This is a genomic window from Ruegeria faecimaris (genome assembly GCF_900182615.1).
GTDB classification, from domain to species: domain Bacteria; phylum Pseudomonadota; class Alphaproteobacteria; order Rhodobacterales; family Rhodobacteraceae; genus Ruegeria; species Ruegeria faecimaris.
In genome coordinates this window covers 94,519-111,439 of record NZ_FXTE01000008.1, presented here as the reverse complement: position 1 = coordinate 111,439, position 16,921 = coordinate 94,519, and the positions used below count along the sequence as shown (strand labels likewise).

Below are 16,921 nucleotides of genomic sequence, written 5' to 3'. Positions count from 1 at the left end.
CTAACTGCCTTTCAGCGCGCTTTCATCCCCAGATAAACCAGCCAGTTGAGATATCTCGGCAACCATGTGTTCCGAATTCTCGAGGTTCAATTCTGTCCCCTCTTGGCCCAGCGCGCCGGGGGAAAATGGCATTATTTCCTGCCCGTGTTCGGTTGGCCCCTCTTCGTGTATACTGGCTGAACTCGCCTCAAGGAACTCATTTGCTTCGGGCTGGGAAAATGTCTGAGTTTGGTAGGTTTCGTTCAGGCGCACCGCACGCAATCCTCCGCATTGGCCGAGCCGTCCGATCGCGGCCCGGCTGCGGTCGATCGCCACAATCTCGGTACGATCCAGCCGCGCCCCGATCAATGGCAACACATCCCCCACCACCAGTTCTGTAAGCGTCGCCAGAGACAAGGGCATCCGGCAGACCACCGTATTCAAATCTGCTCTCAACACGCCCGATGCCTGATCAAGCCTGCCCTCTGGCTCATCATGAATCACCTCCGTCTCGGCCGTTTCAGCCGGTCGGATAGGCAACAGTACTGAAAGCTGACCTTGTCTCAGCCCACCGCCAAGTTCGACTGTCAGTTCAAAAACTCGGTATTCCTCTTCCACCATCGCCAGAGTCAAAGTTCGCAGATCCGCAAGGCGCGAAGCATATTCAAAACCGATCAGGCACATGCGGTCACTCGCCGTTTCGACAAGTGATGCCGCGCGGGACAGCCCCTCTTCGATCCAAGGGGACACCATGGCCGCGTCCGTATCGGTGAACCCCCGCGCAGAAGGCGCTCCCGGCATCACCTCGCCTATTGTCTGAGCCTGCACGACAGCCGACACTAACCCTATATCCATGCAGATCGCAGCCAAGCTGCTGTCAGAGCCTGAAAAGAGCAGCAATATCCATTCCTCATCCAAAGACTGTGTCAGCCCACCTGGTGGCCGACAGGATTGTTTGGCGCCGATTACCGACAACGGCATCTGCAAACGATCTTCTGCCGCGCGAGCAAAAGCCAGACGCAGCGCACGTAGGATCGAGCGAGGCTTGTCACCCTTTTCCTCCTGACTGATCGAAAGCTTGCGCGCCAGAGCCGCGCTGACAGATTGCGTCATGCCTAAAACCGCTGATTGTTCCTGCATTCTCTTTCAGGTCTAACCCGGCGATAGTTACCAACCTGTTTATACAGCCGTCACTGCGCAGCCTGTCGGTAGGCCTGTGGCAGCCTGACCCGGAACGCAGCCCCACCATGGCCGGGCAAGTAGCTGATATCGCCCCCCAGTCTTTGCATAATCTCACGGCAGATCGCTAATCCCAGCCCCGCACCACCTGCCTTGTCGCCTCCGACGCGGGCAAATTTCTCAAAAACCATCTGCCGGGCATCCGGGGGAATGCCGGTGCCGTTATCAGCAAAATCAATGACGACCTGTCCGCCGACATCATGCGCGGAAATCGTCAGAACTGGTTCTTTGGCATCACAATACTTCTGAGCGTTCGAAATCAGATTGATAAACACCTGCCCCAGACGGTCCAAATCCGTATGCAGGAGAACGCGTTCGGAGGTTTTCGACCGCCGAACGATCAGTTGCTGGCTGGTTCCAGCCAAGGCGCTGGACACAGCACGATCCAAAACCGACCGCAGGGTGTCACCGCTCTTGTTCAAATTGACTCGCCCACTTTCCAGAACGCTCAGGTCCAGCAAGTCATCCAGCAGCCGTGTCAACCGAAGCGCCTCGTCATGGATGATGGCGGCGTAACGCGTTCTTTCTTCGCTGGTCAGACCTTCGGTATCCCGCATGATCTCGGAAAATGCTCGGATCGAGGTCATGGGGGTTCGCAATTCGTGGCTGACCTGGCTAAGGAACCCGTCCTTCTGTTCGGAAATCTGGGTCAGTTTGGTGTTTGCCTCGCGCAGCTGGCGCGCCGTACGGCTGAGTTCAGCGGATTTCGCTTCCAGTTGGCTGGAGTATTCCAACATCTGCGCGGATTCGTCGGCCACAGCGAGCAAATCCTCGACCGAAACGGAGGAACCACCAACAATCTGCCCGATCATCGCATGCGCTGTCGCCGCCCCGACCGAGCCGCTGAGTTCACGTTCCAACCGCTCCAAAAACCCAGGCGTAGGTTCGGGCAGGCTGGAACGCCCACCCTGCTGTTCCGCCTGCGCCTGAAAGAACTCTTGCGCCGGACCTGCGCCCAAAATGCGCTGGGTCATGATCATCAGGTCTTCGCTTTGCGCTACCGATCCGGTCCAACCGCGCAGCGCAACCGAATGGTCGAATACGTTGACGAATTGCGCCCCCTGCAAACGTTCGAGCGGGCTTGGAAAACTCAGCAAAGAGGCCGCGCAAAATGCCAGCGTGTTCAGCGACAGCGACCACAACACAGCGTGCACCATCGGGTCCATTCCGTCGATCCCGAACAAGGCCTGCGGGCGCAACCAGCCCCATCCGAACGGTCCGTTCTGCAGGACACTATCCGACATAATCGCGCTGCCCATGCCGGGCAACAACAGCGTGTAGATCCACAACAAGAACCCGACCGTCAGTCCTATCAGAGCCCCTGTTCGCGTCGCCCCGCGCCAGAACAGCCCGCCAACCAGCGAAGGCAAAATCTGGGAAATCCCGGCAAAGGCCACCAGACCAATCGAGGCCAGCGCGGCCCCGCCGCCGGAAATGCGGTAATACGAGAACCCAAGCACCATGATCACGGCGATTGAAATCCGCCGGGACAGCAAAACCACATTGCGGACATCACCGGATACGGCGCCAGTGCCCTCCTGCCGGCTAAACCAGATCGGCATCACGACGTGATTTGACACCATGGTCGATAGGGCCATTGCCGTGACAATCACCATCGATGTGGCGGATGAAAAGCCGCCAATAAAGGACAGCATCGCCAGCCATTCATTGCCCTGCGACAGGGGCACCGTCAGCACGAACAGATCCGGATTCGATCCTTCGGGCAAAAGGTCCAATCCTACGACCGCGATTGGCACGACAAAGAGACTCATCAACAGCAGATACAGGGGGAAGGCCCATGCGGCTGTCCTCAGATGCCCTTCATCGGCGTTCTCGACCACCATCACCTGAAACATCCTCGGCAGACACACAAAGGCCGCAGCCGATAGAAATATAAACGTCGTCCAGCGTCCGGCATTCACATTCCACTGCCCGATCTCAGAGGCATCGATGCGGTCCATCATCGGACCGACTCCTCCGGCTATACCCCAGACAACGAAAATGCCCACGGCCAGCAGCGCAAAGAGTTTAACGACAGATTCCAATGCGATGGCTGTGACAACGCCATGATGGCGTTCGTTGGCATCCAGATTGCGGGTACCGAACAGAATGGCGAACACCGCCAGCCCCGCCGCTACCCAGAACACACTGGACCCTTCGCGGTAAAGACCGCTTGGGTCGGCCTCGGCAAAGATTGAGAATGACAGCGTAATGGATTGAAGTTGCAGCGCAATATAGGGCGTTCCGCCCAACACGGCCAGAATTGTGACGCAAATCGCCAGAGTGTTCGACTTGCCATAGCGAGACGAAATCAGGTCAGCAATTGAGGTCACCCTCTGGCTGCGGCCAACTCGAACCAGCTTGCGCAATCCCCACCACCAACAGATCATGACCAACGTGGGTCCCAGATAGATCGTTACGAACTCCAGCCCCGACCGGGCGGCGTTCCCTACCGCGCCATAAAAGGTCCAGGCGGTACAATAGATCGACAGCGACAGCGTGTAGATCAACGGAGATCGCAGCCACGCCCCCCTGCCCGCCGCGGCCATTCTGTCGGCGGCAAATGCGACGCTGAACAACAGCACCACATAGCCTAAACAAACCAGGATCAGCACGTTCAGCGTTGCCATCAGTCTTGACCTGGCTCGGATTCATCGCCGGTTGATATGCGTCCTGCGGCGAACCCAAAGAGAACGCTGACAACGATCAAAACCGCCCAGCATGTGAAGATATAGAGAATCGCAGAAGACAGCGGCACTCCGTCCGCTGCATCGCCCCCACGCGGCCACAGCAACGGAATCGCAATCAGCGCGCCCCCCAATATGGGCAATAAACGGGCGGCGTCGGTTAGCCTGCGTCGGCGGTAACTTTGGCGCTCAAGAAACAGCGACGGCCGCGCACCAGATGGTTGGCGGTCGTCCTGCATGCTCATGACCGCGAGGCCTGCGCGTGCAAATCGCGGACGGCGGTCAGAACTTCTGCATTGGAAAACGGCTTTGTCATGAACCGGCTGACCCCTGCATTCTCGGCCATCTCACGATCTTTCGATTGGCCACGAGCCGTTAGCATCAGAACCGGAAGATTTCGCAGTTCTTCGAGTTCGCGCAAGTCGCGCAAAATCTCCATCCCGCTTTTGCCCGGCAGCATCACATCCAGAATCACAAGATCGGGCTTCGCGCCCTGAATCACCAGCAGCGCATCCGTCCCTTCAGCATGCGTTTCAACCTGCCATCCCTCGCGGGTCAGCAAAAACCGAATGGCTTCAGCAATGTTCGGCTCATCCTCGATCAACAGAACCTTTCGGCTCATATATTTCATCCCTCCCCGAGACGGGCTGCACCACTGTCAACCTGTCCGAAACAGCTTATGCGCAGTGTCACGAAACTGTCAAAAACCTTCGCTCAGAATCGAGGGCTCTCGGCGCGATTCACAGTCCTTATTGGGGCAGACCCGGCAACTTGGGCCAACATGGGCAACCGCCTGACTGCCCTGAGGGCTTTCTTCGACGGATCGAACCAGCATGACAGAACGATAAACCGGCGCATCATCATAGCCGGAAATGGATTGCGGCCAGGCATAGGCATAACAATCGAATTCCGCGGCCGTTCGCCCCAACTGAACGATCCGTTTTCGGATCGGAACCAGCGGCCGGTTCAGCGCCTGAAACAGCGGCCACAGAGGACACGCCTCGCCGAACCTGGGCATGGCAAAACCGGGCACCGATTTGCTGAACAAAATGCTGCCTGAGGCATCACATATCACCAGCCCGGTCGGGCGCGACAAATACCCTTTGGGCAAGGCGGCCAGCCGCCTCAGCACGGTGGCGATGTCGACTGAATACTCTGTTGCCAAAAGCAAAGGATCTGTAACTCCCCGATCCAAAGCCCCTTTGAGCGCATCCAGAGGCAAAAGCCGAGCGTCGGATTCGTAAACGTCCAGAATATCCCGCGCCACTTTTCGCGCCGCAGAGGAATCAATCTCATTCAGATTAACATCTGCGCTTCCGCCTCCGGATTCGATTTCCGGGAAATGGTGATCATGCCTGTCAAAAAATGCTTCGACATCTTCCAGAGGGACCCCGCGACGATCCTCGGCCCCCTCGGAATCATCCAGATAGGCCACCAGCGATTTGGAGCTATCGGCCAGGCGTTCGGCATCCTGGTGCAGGTTCCGGTGGAATCGGTCTTGCCACTCGGGTTCTATCTCTTGCGTTTCAGCAAGAATGGCAGCGGTAGAACGAATCGCGGCGGCTGTCGAAAGGACCTCGTGCATGGATGCTGCCAGATGCGGATCGTGGGTCAAACGATCCGACAGGGTTTCAATCGTTCGCTCTAACGACACCACTCGGCTGTGCATTTGCGCCAAAACGCCCGCCCACCCTGGAAACCTACTTGCGAATTCCTCAAGCCCGTCCACCTCGGCTTTCTGGCCAACAGCATCTGCCGCAGCCTCGCGCAGCGCAGAAATCAGCGTCGCCTCGATCCCCTGGGTTAGCACCGAAGGCTCAACGGTCAGGGCCGCAGCGATATCCACCAGCAGCTTTCCTCCGATCCTGCGGCGGTTATGCTCGATCAGGTTCAGATAGGATGCCGAGATTCCAACCTGCCGTGCAAGCTGGGCCTGACGCAATCCTGCGATCTGCCGCCTTTCGCGAATACGGCTGCCTGTTAACGTGTCCCGCAAAATTTCCTCTTTTTCCGCTGGCTCCTTTGGTCAACCACAGAAGCATTTTCAAAACTATTATTTAAATATAAGTCTTTAGCAATTAATTTTCTTGAGCAATTTACTTTCTTCACAAACGCATCCCGCAATTCCAAACACCCGGTCCACGGTGTAACCCATTTGCATATTTCGAAAATCACAGGCCTTCCCCTTCTATTTTCGGCAAAACACCTGCACCATGGACATATGAGCGACCCAGCCTTTGAATATGCGCCGATCGGATTGGTCGAGTTGGAGAACCGCGTGATCCGCCGGTGCAATCTGCAGTTCGCACGCACTTTCGGCGGTGAAGAGGCCGATTACCGCAACATGCCCCTGCTACACCTCTACCCTTCTGTCGCAGATTGGGAACGTATCGGCGCACGGAGCCTGCAAATCATGCGCGACACCGGATATTACACGGATGAGAGGGTCATGCGTCGCCGCGATAGCGACCTATTCTGGTGCCGCGCGCGCGGACGTTCGCTAACGCCTGAAGATCCATTCCGCCATGGCATCTGGAGTTTTTCGGATATTTCCGAGGAACGCCCTTTGGTCGAGCTAACCAGCCGTGAGCGCGAGGTTGCCATTCTGTCCTGCAAGGGCTTGTCGGCCAAGGAAATCGGTGCGGAACTGAACCTGAGCTATCGTACAATCGAAGCCTACCGTGCGCGGCTGCTTGAAAAATTCGGGGCACGTAAACTGCCTGAACTGGTTGCGAAACTCTCCGGAATGCCTCTGTAACGCTGTTTACCACTGGTAATCTTCAGCAAAACCCCCATCTGACAGGCCGAGACTGTGCTTTTCATGGCCGTACGCTTAGCTTATAACGCTGCGTAATCAGACCAAAGCCCGCGCGAAACAGACGGGCCAAAGGGGAACCGTCGAGGACACTCATGACAGATACCAAACACGAAGCGGATGTGGCGTTTATCAAGGCACTGGCCGAACTGCTGCGGGAAAACGACCTGACCGAGTTGCAGGTAAAGCGCGATTATGGCGAAGATGACAGCCTGAACGTACGCGTTAGCCGCATGTCACCCGTCGCCGCTCCGGTCCAGGTTGCGGTCCCGGCGGCCGCGCCAGCCGCAGCCCCGGCAGCCGCACCTGCAGCAGCTGAAGCACCCACAGCAAGTGACGATCCAGCCAGCCATCCGGGCGCTGTGACTTCGCCCATGGTCGGCACCGTGTACATGCAGCCCGAGCCGGGTGCGCCGTCCTTCATCTCCGTCGGTGCCAGTGTTTCCGAAGGCGACACGCTGCTGATCGTCGAAGCGATGAAAACCATGAACCACATCCACGCGCCTAAATCCGGTACTATCAAGCGTATTTTGGTGGGTGATGGCGATGCTGTGGAATTCGGCACTCCTCTGGTCATTGTTGAGTAAGGCGGCCCCATGTTCGACAAGATCCTGATTGCCAACCGAGGCGAGATCGCCCTGCGCGTCATCCGCGCCGCACGCGAGATGGGGATTAAGACAGTCGCCGTCCATTCAACCGCAGACAGTGACGCGATGCATGTACGCATGGCGGACGAATCGGTCTGCATCGGCCCCCCGCCCAGCCCACAAAGCTATCTGTCGGTGCCTGCGATCATCTCAGCCTGCGAGATCACTGGCGCTCAGGCGATCCACCCAGGCTACGGCTTTTTGTCTGAAAATGCCGAGTTTGTGCAGATCGTCGAAGATCACGACATCAGCTTCATTGGACCCACCGCTGAGCATATCCGCGTGATGGGTGACAAGATCACCGCCAAGGACACGATGAAGGCCTTGGGCGTTCCCTGTGTGCCTGGTTCAGATGGTGGCGTGCCGGATCTGGCCGCAGCCAAGCGGATCGGTGAAGAATTCGGCTATCCTGTAATCATCAAGGCCACCGCCGGTGGCGGCGGACGCGGCATGAAAGTCGCGATGAGTGCGGATGAGATGGAAAGCGCCTTTATGACCGCGCGCGCCGAAGGCAAAGCCGCCTTTGGTAATGACGAGGTCTATATTGAGAAATACCTGACCACGCCGCGCCACATCGAGATTCAGGTCTTTGGCGATGGCAAGGGCCAAGCGGTTCATCTGGGCGAGCGCGACTGTTCCCTGCAGCGCCGCCACCAAAAGGTATTCGAAGAGGCACCCGGCCCCTGCATCACCCCCGAAGAACGCGCAAGGATCGGTAAGGTCTGTGCCGATGCGGTTGCCAAGATCAACTATATCGGTGCAGGTACGATCGAATTTCTGTACGAAAATGGCGACTTCTATTTCATCGAGATGAACACCCGCCTACAGGTCGAACACCCGGTCACTGAGGGCATCTTTGGCGTGGATCTGGTGCGCGAACAAATCCGCGTTGCGGCTGGTCAGCCAATGTCATTCGGTCAGGATGATCTGAAAATCAATGGTCACGCCATCGAGGTTCGGATCAACGCCGAGAAATTGCCAAACTTCTCGCCCTGCCCCGGAAAAATCTCGGCCTACCATGCGCCGGGCGGTCTGGGTGTGCGGATGGATTCAGCGTTGTATGACGGGTACACGATCCCGCCCTACTACGACTCACTGATCGCCAAACTGATCGTGCAGGGCCGCGACCGGCCCGAAGCACTGGCCCGTCTCGAACGCGCATTGGGTGAGTTGATCGTGGACGGAATCGACACGACGGTTCCCTTGTTCCACGCACTTCTGCAAGAAAGTGACGTCCAAAGCGGTGATTATAACATCCACTGGCTGGAGCACTGGCTTGCGGAGAATATGGCCGACTAACTCTGCTGGGTCGGAAGGTTATCGCTTTCCGACCCTGAGGCGCCTGGCATGAGCCTTTCCCCGGAATTACTGCTCCATGGATATTCCATCGGTATCTTCCCGATGGCTGAACATCGCGATGATCCGGACCTGTTCTGGGTTGATCCTAAGTTTCGCGGCATCTTCCCTCTGGACGGATTTCACATCTCACGCAGCTTGGCCCGCAGGATTCGGAACTGTGGGTACACGGTGTCAATCAACAGGGATTTTCCCGGCGTTGTTGATGGCTGCGCTGATCGCACGGATACCTGGATCAATCAGGAACTTCGCACCCTTTACCAAAAGCTGAACCAATCCGGTCACGCCCATTCGCTGGAAATCTGGGACGGCCCGAATTTGGTTGGGGGCGTTTATGGCGTTACTCTTGGCGCTGCCTTCTTTGGCGAAAGCATGTTTTCCCGACGCAAGGATGCCTCAAAAATTGCACTGGCTTATTTGGTCGACCGGTTGCGGTCCTGCGGGTTCAAACTGTTCGATACACAGTTTTTAACCGCGCATCTCGCCTCGCTCGGTGCGATTGAGGTGCCACGGGCACAGTATCGGAACGCGCTGGAAGAGGCAGTGACTATTGCAGCAGATTTCTCTGCTGATCTCGATCAATCGCCGGATGGCGTGATACAGCGGATCACCCAGACGTCATAGCGCGAATGATCAAGCGCATTCAGGGCTGGCGAGGTGGCAATCATCCACCCGTCAAACAGTTGATCCGTTCCGCCTTGTTCCCAAATGGTCAGGTAGGCAAACGCGTCCCCTGTTGGGTTATCTGCAGGATAGCGGCAATCACCCAGTGCGACATCCAGCCCAAAGACTGTCTTGGATTGGCCGTTTTGCAGTTCGACATCAACTGTCTGGCCATTGACCTTATCCAGCCCTCTGAGCATTGCACCCGGTCCGGATTGAACCTTTTGCTGTGCCGCTACCCCAGAGGCTGCCAGTATTGCCGCGATCAGAGCATATCGCTTCATTCGCCGCCATCTCCGGCGACGAACTTAACCAAAAGCGAAATCAGGCTGACTGCGCCCTGTGTATCCTCGACCTGATCGCCCGGCTCAAAGTTAAAGAGCGATCCGCCTGGCATGACTTCTACAAAGTTACCACCCAGCAACCCTTCGGATGAGATCACGATAGCACTGTCATCGGGGACCAGAATTCCATCAGAAATCGCAAAAGTCGTGTCCGCCCGGTAGGTTTCCGGGTTCAGGGTCACCCCTGTCACGGTGCCGATTTTGACCCCGGCAAGCCGCACGTCCGTTCCGACGCCGACGCCTTCGAGCGAGCGGAAAGAGGCGTTAAGCTCATAACCAGAACCGCCCTGGGACAGGCCTGTCGACTGGCTCGCATAGACGCCAAACGCTATTGCCCCGGCCAGGACGGCGCCTCCGACCAAAACTTCTGAAACTTTGTAAGATGACATTGCTCGCCTCGTCTTATTCCGGGTTCCAGGCCTCATAATCCGAACGCTCGACCGGATCCGGGCGGCGCAAAGACCCCGCCGGTGCATAAGCAAGCGCGGTTCCTGTCAGGTTTTCCTGATGCGGTTTTTCCCAGGATTTATGTGCCAGAGGTTTGTCGGTTGGCGGTTCGTCCCAGGTGCGGTGCAACCAACCGTGCCAATCGGGATCAACCCTGCTGGCCTCGGCCTCGCCGTTGAAGATCACCCAACGCCTGCTGTCATCCGCGGTACGATAAAATATATTGCCTTCATTATCTTCACCGACTTTCACGCCTTTGCGCGCGGTGTAAATCTGGGTGTTCAGGGTGGCCCCGTTCCACCAGGTCACGGCGCGCAAAAGACTGTTCAGGATTCCCATCGGCTGCCTCCGGCATTTTTGTCTCTGCAGATATGGACCAAAGGTCCGCCAAGGTCCAGTGCTAGGGTAACGTTGCGCATTAATCCGGCAAAACTGCGGTCACTTCAATCTCGATGCGGTCCTCTGGCGTGATCAGGTTGCATTCGGTCACTGTCGCCGCCGGCGGGTTTTCACCAAATGCCTCAACCAGCAAGGGCCAGCACAGTTCAAATTCCGACATGTCCGGAAGGTAGTAGTTTACCCGAACCACATGCGCCAAATTTGATCCAGCCTCATCCAAGGCCTTTTCAATCGCCTGCAGCGCGGATTTGCACTGTCCGACGATATCTTTGGGAATGATTTCGCCTTGTGCGCAGGTCCCGGCAACAAAGACAAAACCGTTTGCAACCACTGCCCGGCAATAGCCGACTTTGGCCTCATATTGGCCGCCCGAGGAAATTCGCCTTATCGTCATCCTGCCCTCCCAAACACAAAATGGCGCGGGATCACCGCGCCATCTGTTGCAATTCAAATTCTGTGATTACCCGGCCGAAGCCGATTCCGCCGCATCCGCATAGATGATCAGCGGCTGTTTGTCCGAAGATACAGCCTCTTCGTTAACGACAACCTCGGTCACGTTCTTCATGCCAGGCAATTCGAACATCGTGTCCAGAAGGATATCTTCAAGGATCGAGCGCAGCCCGCGTGCACCGGTCTTCCGTTCAATGGCGCGTTTGGCGATAGCCTTGAGCGCATCGTCGGTAAAGCCCAGCTCGGCATCTTCCAGTTCGAACAGACGCTGATACTGTTTGACCAGCGCGTTCTTGGGTTTGGTCAGAATGGTGACCAGCGCATCCTCGTCGAGATCTTCAAGCGTGGCCAGAACTGGCAGACGTCCGACAAATTCCGGGATCAGACCGAATTTCAGCAGGTCTTCAGGCTCCAGCTCTTTGAAAATCTCACCCACGCCGCGGTCATCATTGTCCCGCACATCGGCACCAAAGCCCATGGCCGAGCCTTTGCCGCGCTGTGCGATAATTCTATCCAGACCCGCAAAGGCACCACCGCAGATGAACAGGATATTCGTCGTGTCCACTTGCAGGAATTCCTGCTGCGGATGCTTGCGTCCACCTTGCGGCGGAACACTGGCGACGGTGCCTTCCATCAGCTTCAGCAGCGCCTGCTGCACGCCCTCGCCCGACACGTCGCGCGTAATCGAGGGATTCTCGGATTTGCGCGTGATCTTGTCGACCTCATCGATGTAAACGATGCCGCGCTGCGCGCGTTCGACATTGTATTCGCTGGCCTGCAACAACTTGAGGATGATATTTTCGACATCCTCGCCCACATAACCGGCTTCGGTCAGCGTGGTCGCATCGGCCATGGTAAAGGGCACATCCAGAATGCGCGCCAGAGTTTGCGCCAACAACGTCTTGCCGCAGCCTGTCGGGCCGATCAACAGGATGTTGGATTTGGCCAGCTCGATATCGCTGCCGGCCTTCTGAGCGTGATTCAATCGTTTATAGTGGTTGTGAACCGCCACTGACAGAACCCGCTTGGCCGTAGCCTGACCGATCACATAATCGTCCAGAACTTCGCAGATGTCTTTCGGCGTCGGCACACCGTCAGAAGACTTCAGCCCGTTGGCTTTTGTCTCTTCGCGGATGATGTCCATACACAGCTCGACGCATTCATCACAGATGAACACGGTCGGACCTGCAATCAGCTTACGCACCTCATGCTGGCTTTTGCCACAGAAGCTGCAGTAGAGCGTGTTTTTGCCGTCACCGCCTGAATTCGTCGCCATGATCTACCTTTCGGGCTCCATCCTATGCCCCTTGCGGGGCCGCGCTTGCGCCTGTTCGTGCAGCTTAGGCCAGCACTGTGGCGGCTACAATCTCAAAATACCCCCCGTATCGCCGACACGAGGGGTCTGGGCTTAGCCCTCTTCGCCGCTCATCTTGGCGCGGTTTTCAACGATCTCGTCGATGTGACCCCATTCCTTAGCCTCTTCCGGGCTCATGAAGTTGTCACGGTCCAGCGCCTTTTCAACAGCCTTTTTGGTCTGTCCAGTATGGCGTACATAGATATCATACAGGCGATCCTTCAGCTTTTGCGTCTCAGCTGCGTGGATCATGATATCGCTTGCCTGCCCCTGATATCCGCCACTGGGCTGGTGCACCATGATGCGGCTGTTCGGCAGGGAAAAGCGCATGCCCTTCTCACCACCGGCCAGCAGAACCGACCCCATCGAGGCCGCTTGACCGATCACCAATGTGGAACATTTCGGTTTGATATACTGCATTGTGTCGTAAATCGACAAACCGCTGGTGACCACGCCACCCGGCGAGTTGATGTAGATCGAGATTTCCTTGTTCGGGTTCTCCGCCTCAAGGTGCAGCAGCTGAGCAACCACAAGATGGCTCATCCCGTCGTGGATCGGGCCGTTGATAAAGATGATCCGCTCTTTCAGAAGGCGCGAGAAGATATCATATGCGCGCTCACCCCTGCTGGTCTGCTCAACGACCATTGGGACAAGCGTGTTCATGTATGTGTCAACGGGATCGAACATAAGAAACCTGCCTGCTTTGCTATGGATCGGGACACTACCCGAAAATCTGTTACCTGAGTCTTAGTATCGCCACAGTGGGGCTGCAAGGGGTGCAGGAAACTTCATGCCCTGCAAATGCAAATAGATATTCAGCGGTGACTAAAGCGATACGCTCTTCAAAGTCGAAATCTGCGTCGAACTCTCACAAGTTCCCCTTTTCCCCTCACCTCATTTTGATTCATGCATATGAGAGTAAATGTTCATAACTAGCTGACTTGCGACCTTCTCCAGGCAGCAACACAAACAGGCGCCCAAAGTGTGGGCTGGTAAGGAAACAGAGGATGGCCCTTCCACAACTTTCACAGGAAACATCTCCGGAAAATTTCGACAAAATGGTTGAGAACGCAACGCATGCTGCAAATTTTCTCAAGGCCATCAGCCACGAAGGGCGTCTCATGATCCTGTGCCACCTGGTATCGGGAGAAAAGTCAGTAACAGAACTGGAAGAGCTGCTTTCGGCGCGGCAAGCCGCTGTTTCGCAACAACTGTCGCGGTTGCGACTTGAAGGGTTGGTGACGCCTCGCCGCGAAGGCAAGGCGATCTTTTATAGACTTGCCGATGAACGGCCACGCCGGATGTTAGAGGTTGTCTACGAACTCTTTTGCAACGAAGAATAAGAGCAATCCGCTATCCCGGCTACTTACGACTTACTTTTGGAACAGTCTTGATAGCCGGCGGACATGGCCATTAGCAAACTGTCATAGTGCGAAATTCCCGTGTCAAAACTCACGCCTACGGGATCCAATTCAAAGATCGTGGCCCCGGTTCCTTCGATCGCTGTCCGTACCAGCCTTGTGTCAAATTGTGGCTCGGAAAAGGCACAAACAATTCCTTCATGCTCAACCTTTTCACGCAAAGCCGCCAATCGCGCCGGCCCGGGAGAGGACGCATCGCCAAGACTGACTGCGCCGGATGACTCCAGCCCAAATCGCTTTTCGAAATACTGATAGGCATCATGAAACGTTATGAATGACAGCGTCTGCATATCTGTCAGATCTGTCATAATTTTTTCTTTCAGTTCAATCAGTTCCCGATCTGCGGTCGCCGCGTTCTGCTGATAAGAATCGGCGTTTTCAGGGTCCGCCTCTGAGAGCGTTGCGGCAATTACCTGAACCCAGATACGTGCATTTTCGGGATCCAGCCAGGCGTGGGGGTCTACCCCTTCGTGATCATGGCCATGGTCGTCTGCATGGCCCGCATGGTCGTCGTGATCGTCATGACCCGCATGATCGTCGTGATCCGCGTGATCGTCGTGGCCATCATGATCCGCACGGTCATCATGGTCATCATGGTCATCATGGTCATCATGATCGGTCGCATCCCGGAATTCATAGAGAATTGTTCCATCCGCATCCAACAAAGAGACATGCAGCGCATCCGGCGACAGCGCGCCCAAGGGTTTAACCAGCCAAGGGGTCAGCTCTTCTCCGGTCCAGAATACGATCTCGGCGGATTGCAAAGACCGCGCCTCAGAAGGCCGCATAGCGTGATCATGAGGTGACGCGCCGGGTGGAATGATCAAGCTGGGCTCACCCACGCCGTCCATCACCCGGGCGACCAGCGAATGGACAGGCGCAATATCGACGGCCACGCTTGGCGCCTCGGCAATGGCTTGGCCTGCAAACGCGATTGAGAACAAATACAGTGTGGGTCGGAACATATTCCCTCCGAAATGATATGTTATTACATTCGTTGAGCGCTTGTTAATCCGGACGTTATTACATATCAAGTTGAAAATCATTGGAGTCCCGCCATGAGCACCGTTGGATTCAGACAACACGATCACGCCCACTGCGTTCACACTGCGCTGTCTCAGGCCGAAAACAAGTGCAGAACAAAGCGCCTGCAATTCACCACTGTCCGGCGCCGTGTTCTTGAGATCCTGTTGGAAAAGCACCGGGCAATGGGCGCATATGATATCCTGGCTGTGCTGGCTGCAGAAGGGCTCGGGTCGCAACCTCCGGTCGCATATCGTGCACTGGATTTCCTTGTGCAAAACGGGTTCGTGCATCGTATCGAGCAACTGAATGCCTATACAGCCTGCGCCCACCCGACCCATGACCATGTCCCCGCGTTTCTGATCTGCAGGTCCTGCAAAGCAGTGGCTGAAACGGAAACCGAGCTTACACAGGGTCGATTGGGCGCTGCGGCGAACACCTCGGGGTTTCAAATCGAACGAGTAGTGGTCGAGGCCGAGGGCCTATGTCCCGAATGTGTAGGGTCGGCGGCATGAATACCCCTCTTATTTCATTGAAAAACATGTCCATTCGGATCGACGGCCGCACGATCCTTGAACATGTGAATGCGGCAGTTTCCGAAGCAGAGATCGTGACCATTGTGGGGCCCAACGGATCTGGTAAGTCGACTCTTTTACGGGCGATCATTGGGGCCATTACCCCATCAGAAGGCCAGGTAAGCCGCGCGCCCGGCCTGCGCATCGGTTATGTCCCGCAAAAACTGGCTTTGGACGCCGCTTTTCCGATGACCGTGCAACGTTTCCTGGGCTTACCCAAACGGATCTCGGCCCGCAAAGCGCTGGATGCACTAGAACGAGCGGGCGTCCCGGATCTGCGCAACCGGCAAATGACCCAGCTTTCGGGCGGTCAATTTCAACGAGTTCTGCTGGCGCGCGCACTCCTTGATGATCCTCAGGTCTTGCTTTTGGATGAAGCAACGCAAGGCCTGGATCAACCGGGTGCAGCTGCCTTCTATCAACGCATTGAGCAGGTCAGACGCGACCTTGGTTGCGCGATCGTGATGGTCAGTCACGATCTGCACGTTGTCATGGCGGCCTCAGACCGTGTGCTATGTCTGAACGGACATATATGCTGCGAGGGGTCGCCTCATACCGTCGCGGACGCACCTGAATACCGGGCCTTATTTGGCAGCGGAACCAAGGGCATGATGGCCCTTTACCAACATCAACACAGCCATTCGCACGACCATGACCACCACCACGACCAGGAAACAACCAACTGATGTTAGACGATTTTATGGTTCGTGCGGCGCTGGCTGGTATCGGCGTTGCACTCGCGGCGGCCCCTTTGGGGTGCTTTGTGGTATGGCGCCGGATGGCCTATCTGGGCGAGGCCACTGCGCACGCGGCTGTTCTGGGTGTGGCACTGTCTCTGGCATTTTCGCTTCCGATGCTGCCGTCGATTGTGGCGTCAGCGCTTGCCATGGGGCTTACCGTCACGCTTTTGCGTGGCAAGGGGTTGGCGATGGATACATTACTAGGCGTAATAGCGCATACAGCCCTGGCCGCAGGGCTAGTCACCGTCGCCTTGCTGTCCGACGTCCGGCTGGATTTAAATGCCTTTCTGTTTGGTGATATCCTGGCTGTCACCAAAGGCGATTTGGCAACCATTTGGGGCGGCGGCGCGTTGATCCTGGCAGTCATGATCTGGCGCTGGTCAGCCCTACTTGTCGCCACGCTGAACCCGGACATGGCCTATGCATCCGGCATTGACCCTAAGCGCGAGGAGGTGTGGTTGACGCTGACCATGGCGCTGGCCGTTGCCGTGGCAATCAAAGTGGTAGGGGTTCTGTTGATTGCCGCCCTGCTCGTCATCCCGGCAGCCGGTGCACGATCTTTGGTGAAAACACCTGAAAATATGGCATTCGGGGCCGCAATCATCGGATCAGCTGCCGCCCTTGTCGGGCTGTGCGGTGCGTATCTTGCCGACACTCCGGCCGGGCCCAGCATCGTCTGCGCCGCAGCTGTGATCTTTCTGGTGACAGCAGCCATCGGGCCACTTTTTCGTAAAGAATAGAATGCCGGTTCAAAACTCTGGTTCACCATTAGCAAAACTGCT

Annotated in this window: 20 protein-coding genes; 8 read left to right on the top strand and 12 right to left on the bottom strand. The window is 56.5% G+C overall.

The window, feature by feature from the left end; genetic code table 11:
* The 5 genes from FN806_RS13885 to FN806_RS13865 form a co-directional block, all read right to left on the bottom strand.
* The gene (locus FN806_RS13885; RefSeq protein ID WP_142638145.1) at positions 1-1,119 is read right to left on the bottom strand and encodes a FliM/FliN family flagellar motor C-terminal domain-containing protein; all 1,119 of its coding nucleotides are present in this window, start codon (positions 1,117-1,119) and stop codon (positions 1-3) included.
* A gap of 50 nt (positions 1,120-1,169) precedes the next feature.
* Positions 1,170-3,848, bottom strand: a complete 2,679-nt coding sequence (locus FN806_RS13880; protein WP_142638143.1) for a sensor histidine kinase — start codon at positions 3,846-3,848, stop codon at positions 1,170-1,172.
* Entirely contained in the window at positions 3,848-4,150 is a 303-nt protein-coding gene (locus FN806_RS13875; protein ID WP_142638141.1) for a hypothetical protein, read from the bottom strand. Before FN806_RS13875 ends, FN806_RS13880 begins: the two co-directional genes overlap by 1 nt.
* Positions 4,147-4,527 carry a response regulator transcription factor gene (locus FN806_RS13870; RefSeq protein ID WP_142638139.1) on the bottom strand — a complete coding sequence of 127 codons (381 nt, stop codon included), beginning with the start codon at positions 4,525-4,527 and terminating at the stop codon, positions 4,147-4,149. Before FN806_RS13870 ends, FN806_RS13875 begins: the two co-directional genes overlap by 4 nt.
* A 78-nt stretch (positions 4,528-4,605) precedes the next feature.
* Complete coding sequence (locus FN806_RS13865; protein WP_185956709.1) at positions 4,606-5,904, bottom strand: helix-turn-helix domain-containing protein; 1,299 nt, start codon at positions 5,902-5,904, stop codon at positions 4,606-4,608.
* Between the two features lie 222 nt (positions 5,905-6,126).
* Here FN806_RS13865 and FN806_RS13860 point away from each other — a divergent pair, with 222 nt between their 5' ends.
* The 4 genes from FN806_RS13860 (at position 6,127) to aat (ending at position 9,347) form a co-directional block, all read left to right on the top strand.
* Positions 6,127-6,663: a helix-turn-helix domain-containing protein gene (locus FN806_RS13860; protein WP_142638135.1), complete on the top strand. Its 537-nt coding sequence runs from the start codon at positions 6,127-6,129 to the stop codon at positions 6,661-6,663.
* Between the two features lie 152 nt (positions 6,664-6,815).
* On the top strand, positions 6,816-7,307 hold the full coding sequence (gene accB, locus FN806_RS13855) for an acetyl-CoA carboxylase biotin carboxyl carrier protein (RefSeq protein WP_142638133.1): 492 nt from the start codon (positions 6,816-6,818) through the stop codon (positions 7,305-7,307).
* 9 nt (positions 7,308-7,316) lie between these two features.
* Positions 7,317-8,666, top strand: a complete 1,350-nt coding sequence (accC, locus tag FN806_RS13850; RefSeq protein WP_142638131.1) for an acetyl-CoA carboxylase biotin carboxylase subunit — start codon at positions 7,317-7,319, stop codon at positions 8,664-8,666.
* A gap of 48 nt (positions 8,667-8,714) precedes the next feature.
* Positions 8,715-9,347 (top strand): leucyl/phenylalanyl-tRNA--protein transferase, encoded by a 633-nt coding sequence (aat, locus tag FN806_RS13845; protein WP_142638129.1) that lies wholly within the window; start codon positions 8,715-8,717, stop codon positions 9,345-9,347.
* Here the strand turns inward: aat and FN806_RS13840 are convergent.
* The 6 genes from FN806_RS13840 to FN806_RS13815 form a co-directional block, all read right to left on the bottom strand.
* Positions 9,302-9,670, bottom strand: a complete 369-nt coding sequence (locus FN806_RS13840; RefSeq protein ID WP_142638127.1) for a DUF2155 domain-containing protein — start codon at positions 9,668-9,670, stop codon at positions 9,302-9,304. The genes aat and FN806_RS13840 overlap by 46 nt on opposite strands.
* Complete coding sequence (gene mlaD / locus FN806_RS13835; protein WP_142638125.1) at positions 9,667-10,119, bottom strand: outer membrane lipid asymmetry maintenance protein MlaD; 453 nt, start codon at positions 10,117-10,119, stop codon at positions 9,667-9,669. The genes FN806_RS13840 and mlaD overlap by 4 nt, the downstream gene beginning before the upstream one ends.
* Positions 10,120-10,132: 13 nt before the next feature.
* Positions 10,133-10,516 carry an NADH:ubiquinone oxidoreductase subunit NDUFA12 gene (locus tag FN806_RS13830; RefSeq protein WP_142638122.1) on the bottom strand — a complete coding sequence of 128 codons (384 nt, stop codon included), beginning with the start codon at positions 10,514-10,516 and terminating at the stop codon, positions 10,133-10,135.
* A 79-nt stretch (positions 10,517-10,595) separates the two neighbouring features.
* Positions 10,596-10,970 carry a Rid family hydrolase gene (locus tag FN806_RS13825; protein ID WP_142638120.1) on the bottom strand — a complete coding sequence of 125 codons (375 nt, stop codon included), beginning with the start codon at positions 10,968-10,970 and terminating at the stop codon, positions 10,596-10,598.
* 66 nt (positions 10,971-11,036) lie between these two features.
* Positions 11,037-12,302 carry an ATP-dependent Clp protease ATP-binding subunit ClpX gene (gene clpX, locus FN806_RS13820; RefSeq protein ID WP_142638118.1) on the bottom strand — a complete coding sequence of 422 codons (1,266 nt, stop codon included), beginning with the start codon at positions 12,300-12,302 and terminating at the stop codon, positions 11,037-11,039.
* 132 nt (positions 12,303-12,434) lie between these two features.
* Positions 12,435-13,067: an ATP-dependent Clp protease proteolytic subunit gene (locus FN806_RS13815; RefSeq protein ID WP_142638117.1), complete on the bottom strand. Its 633-nt coding sequence runs from the start codon at positions 13,065-13,067 to the stop codon at positions 12,435-12,437.
* A 320-nt stretch (positions 13,068-13,387) separates the two neighbouring features.
* On the opposite strand from FN806_RS13815, the gene FN806_RS13810 reads away from it, so the two are divergent.
* A complete protein-coding gene (locus FN806_RS13810; RefSeq protein ID WP_142638116.1) occupies positions 13,388-13,723 on the top strand; it encodes an ArsR/SmtB family transcription factor in 336 nt (111 codons plus the stop codon).
* Positions 13,724-13,746: 23 nt separating this feature from the next.
* On the opposite strand, the gene FN806_RS13805 is transcribed toward FN806_RS13810, so the two are convergent.
* Positions 13,747-14,766, bottom strand: coding sequence for a zinc ABC transporter substrate-binding protein (locus FN806_RS13805; RefSeq protein WP_142638115.1), 1,020 nt, complete (start codon positions 14,764-14,766; stop codon positions 13,747-13,749).
* Positions 14,767-14,859: 93 nt separating this feature from the next.
* Here FN806_RS13805 and FN806_RS13800 point away from each other — a divergent pair, with 93 nt between their 5' ends.
* The 3 genes from FN806_RS13800 to FN806_RS13790 are packed head-to-tail and all read left to right on the top strand — an operon-like array spanning position 14,860 to position 16,879.
* Positions 14,860-15,339: a Fur family transcriptional regulator gene (locus FN806_RS13800; protein WP_142638114.1), complete on the top strand. Its 480-nt coding sequence runs from the start codon at positions 14,860-14,862 to the stop codon at positions 15,337-15,339.
* Positions 15,336-16,085, top strand: coding sequence for a metal ABC transporter ATP-binding protein (locus FN806_RS13795; protein ID WP_142638113.1), 750 nt, complete (start codon positions 15,336-15,338; stop codon positions 16,083-16,085). The genes FN806_RS13800 and FN806_RS13795 overlap by 4 nt, the downstream gene beginning before the upstream one ends.
* A complete protein-coding gene (locus FN806_RS13790) occupies positions 16,085-16,879 on the top strand; it encodes a metal ABC transporter permease (protein WP_142638112.1) in 795 nt (264 codons plus the stop codon). Before FN806_RS13795 ends, FN806_RS13790 begins: the two co-directional genes overlap by 1 nt.
* Positions 16,880-16,921 lie beyond the last annotated feature (42 nt).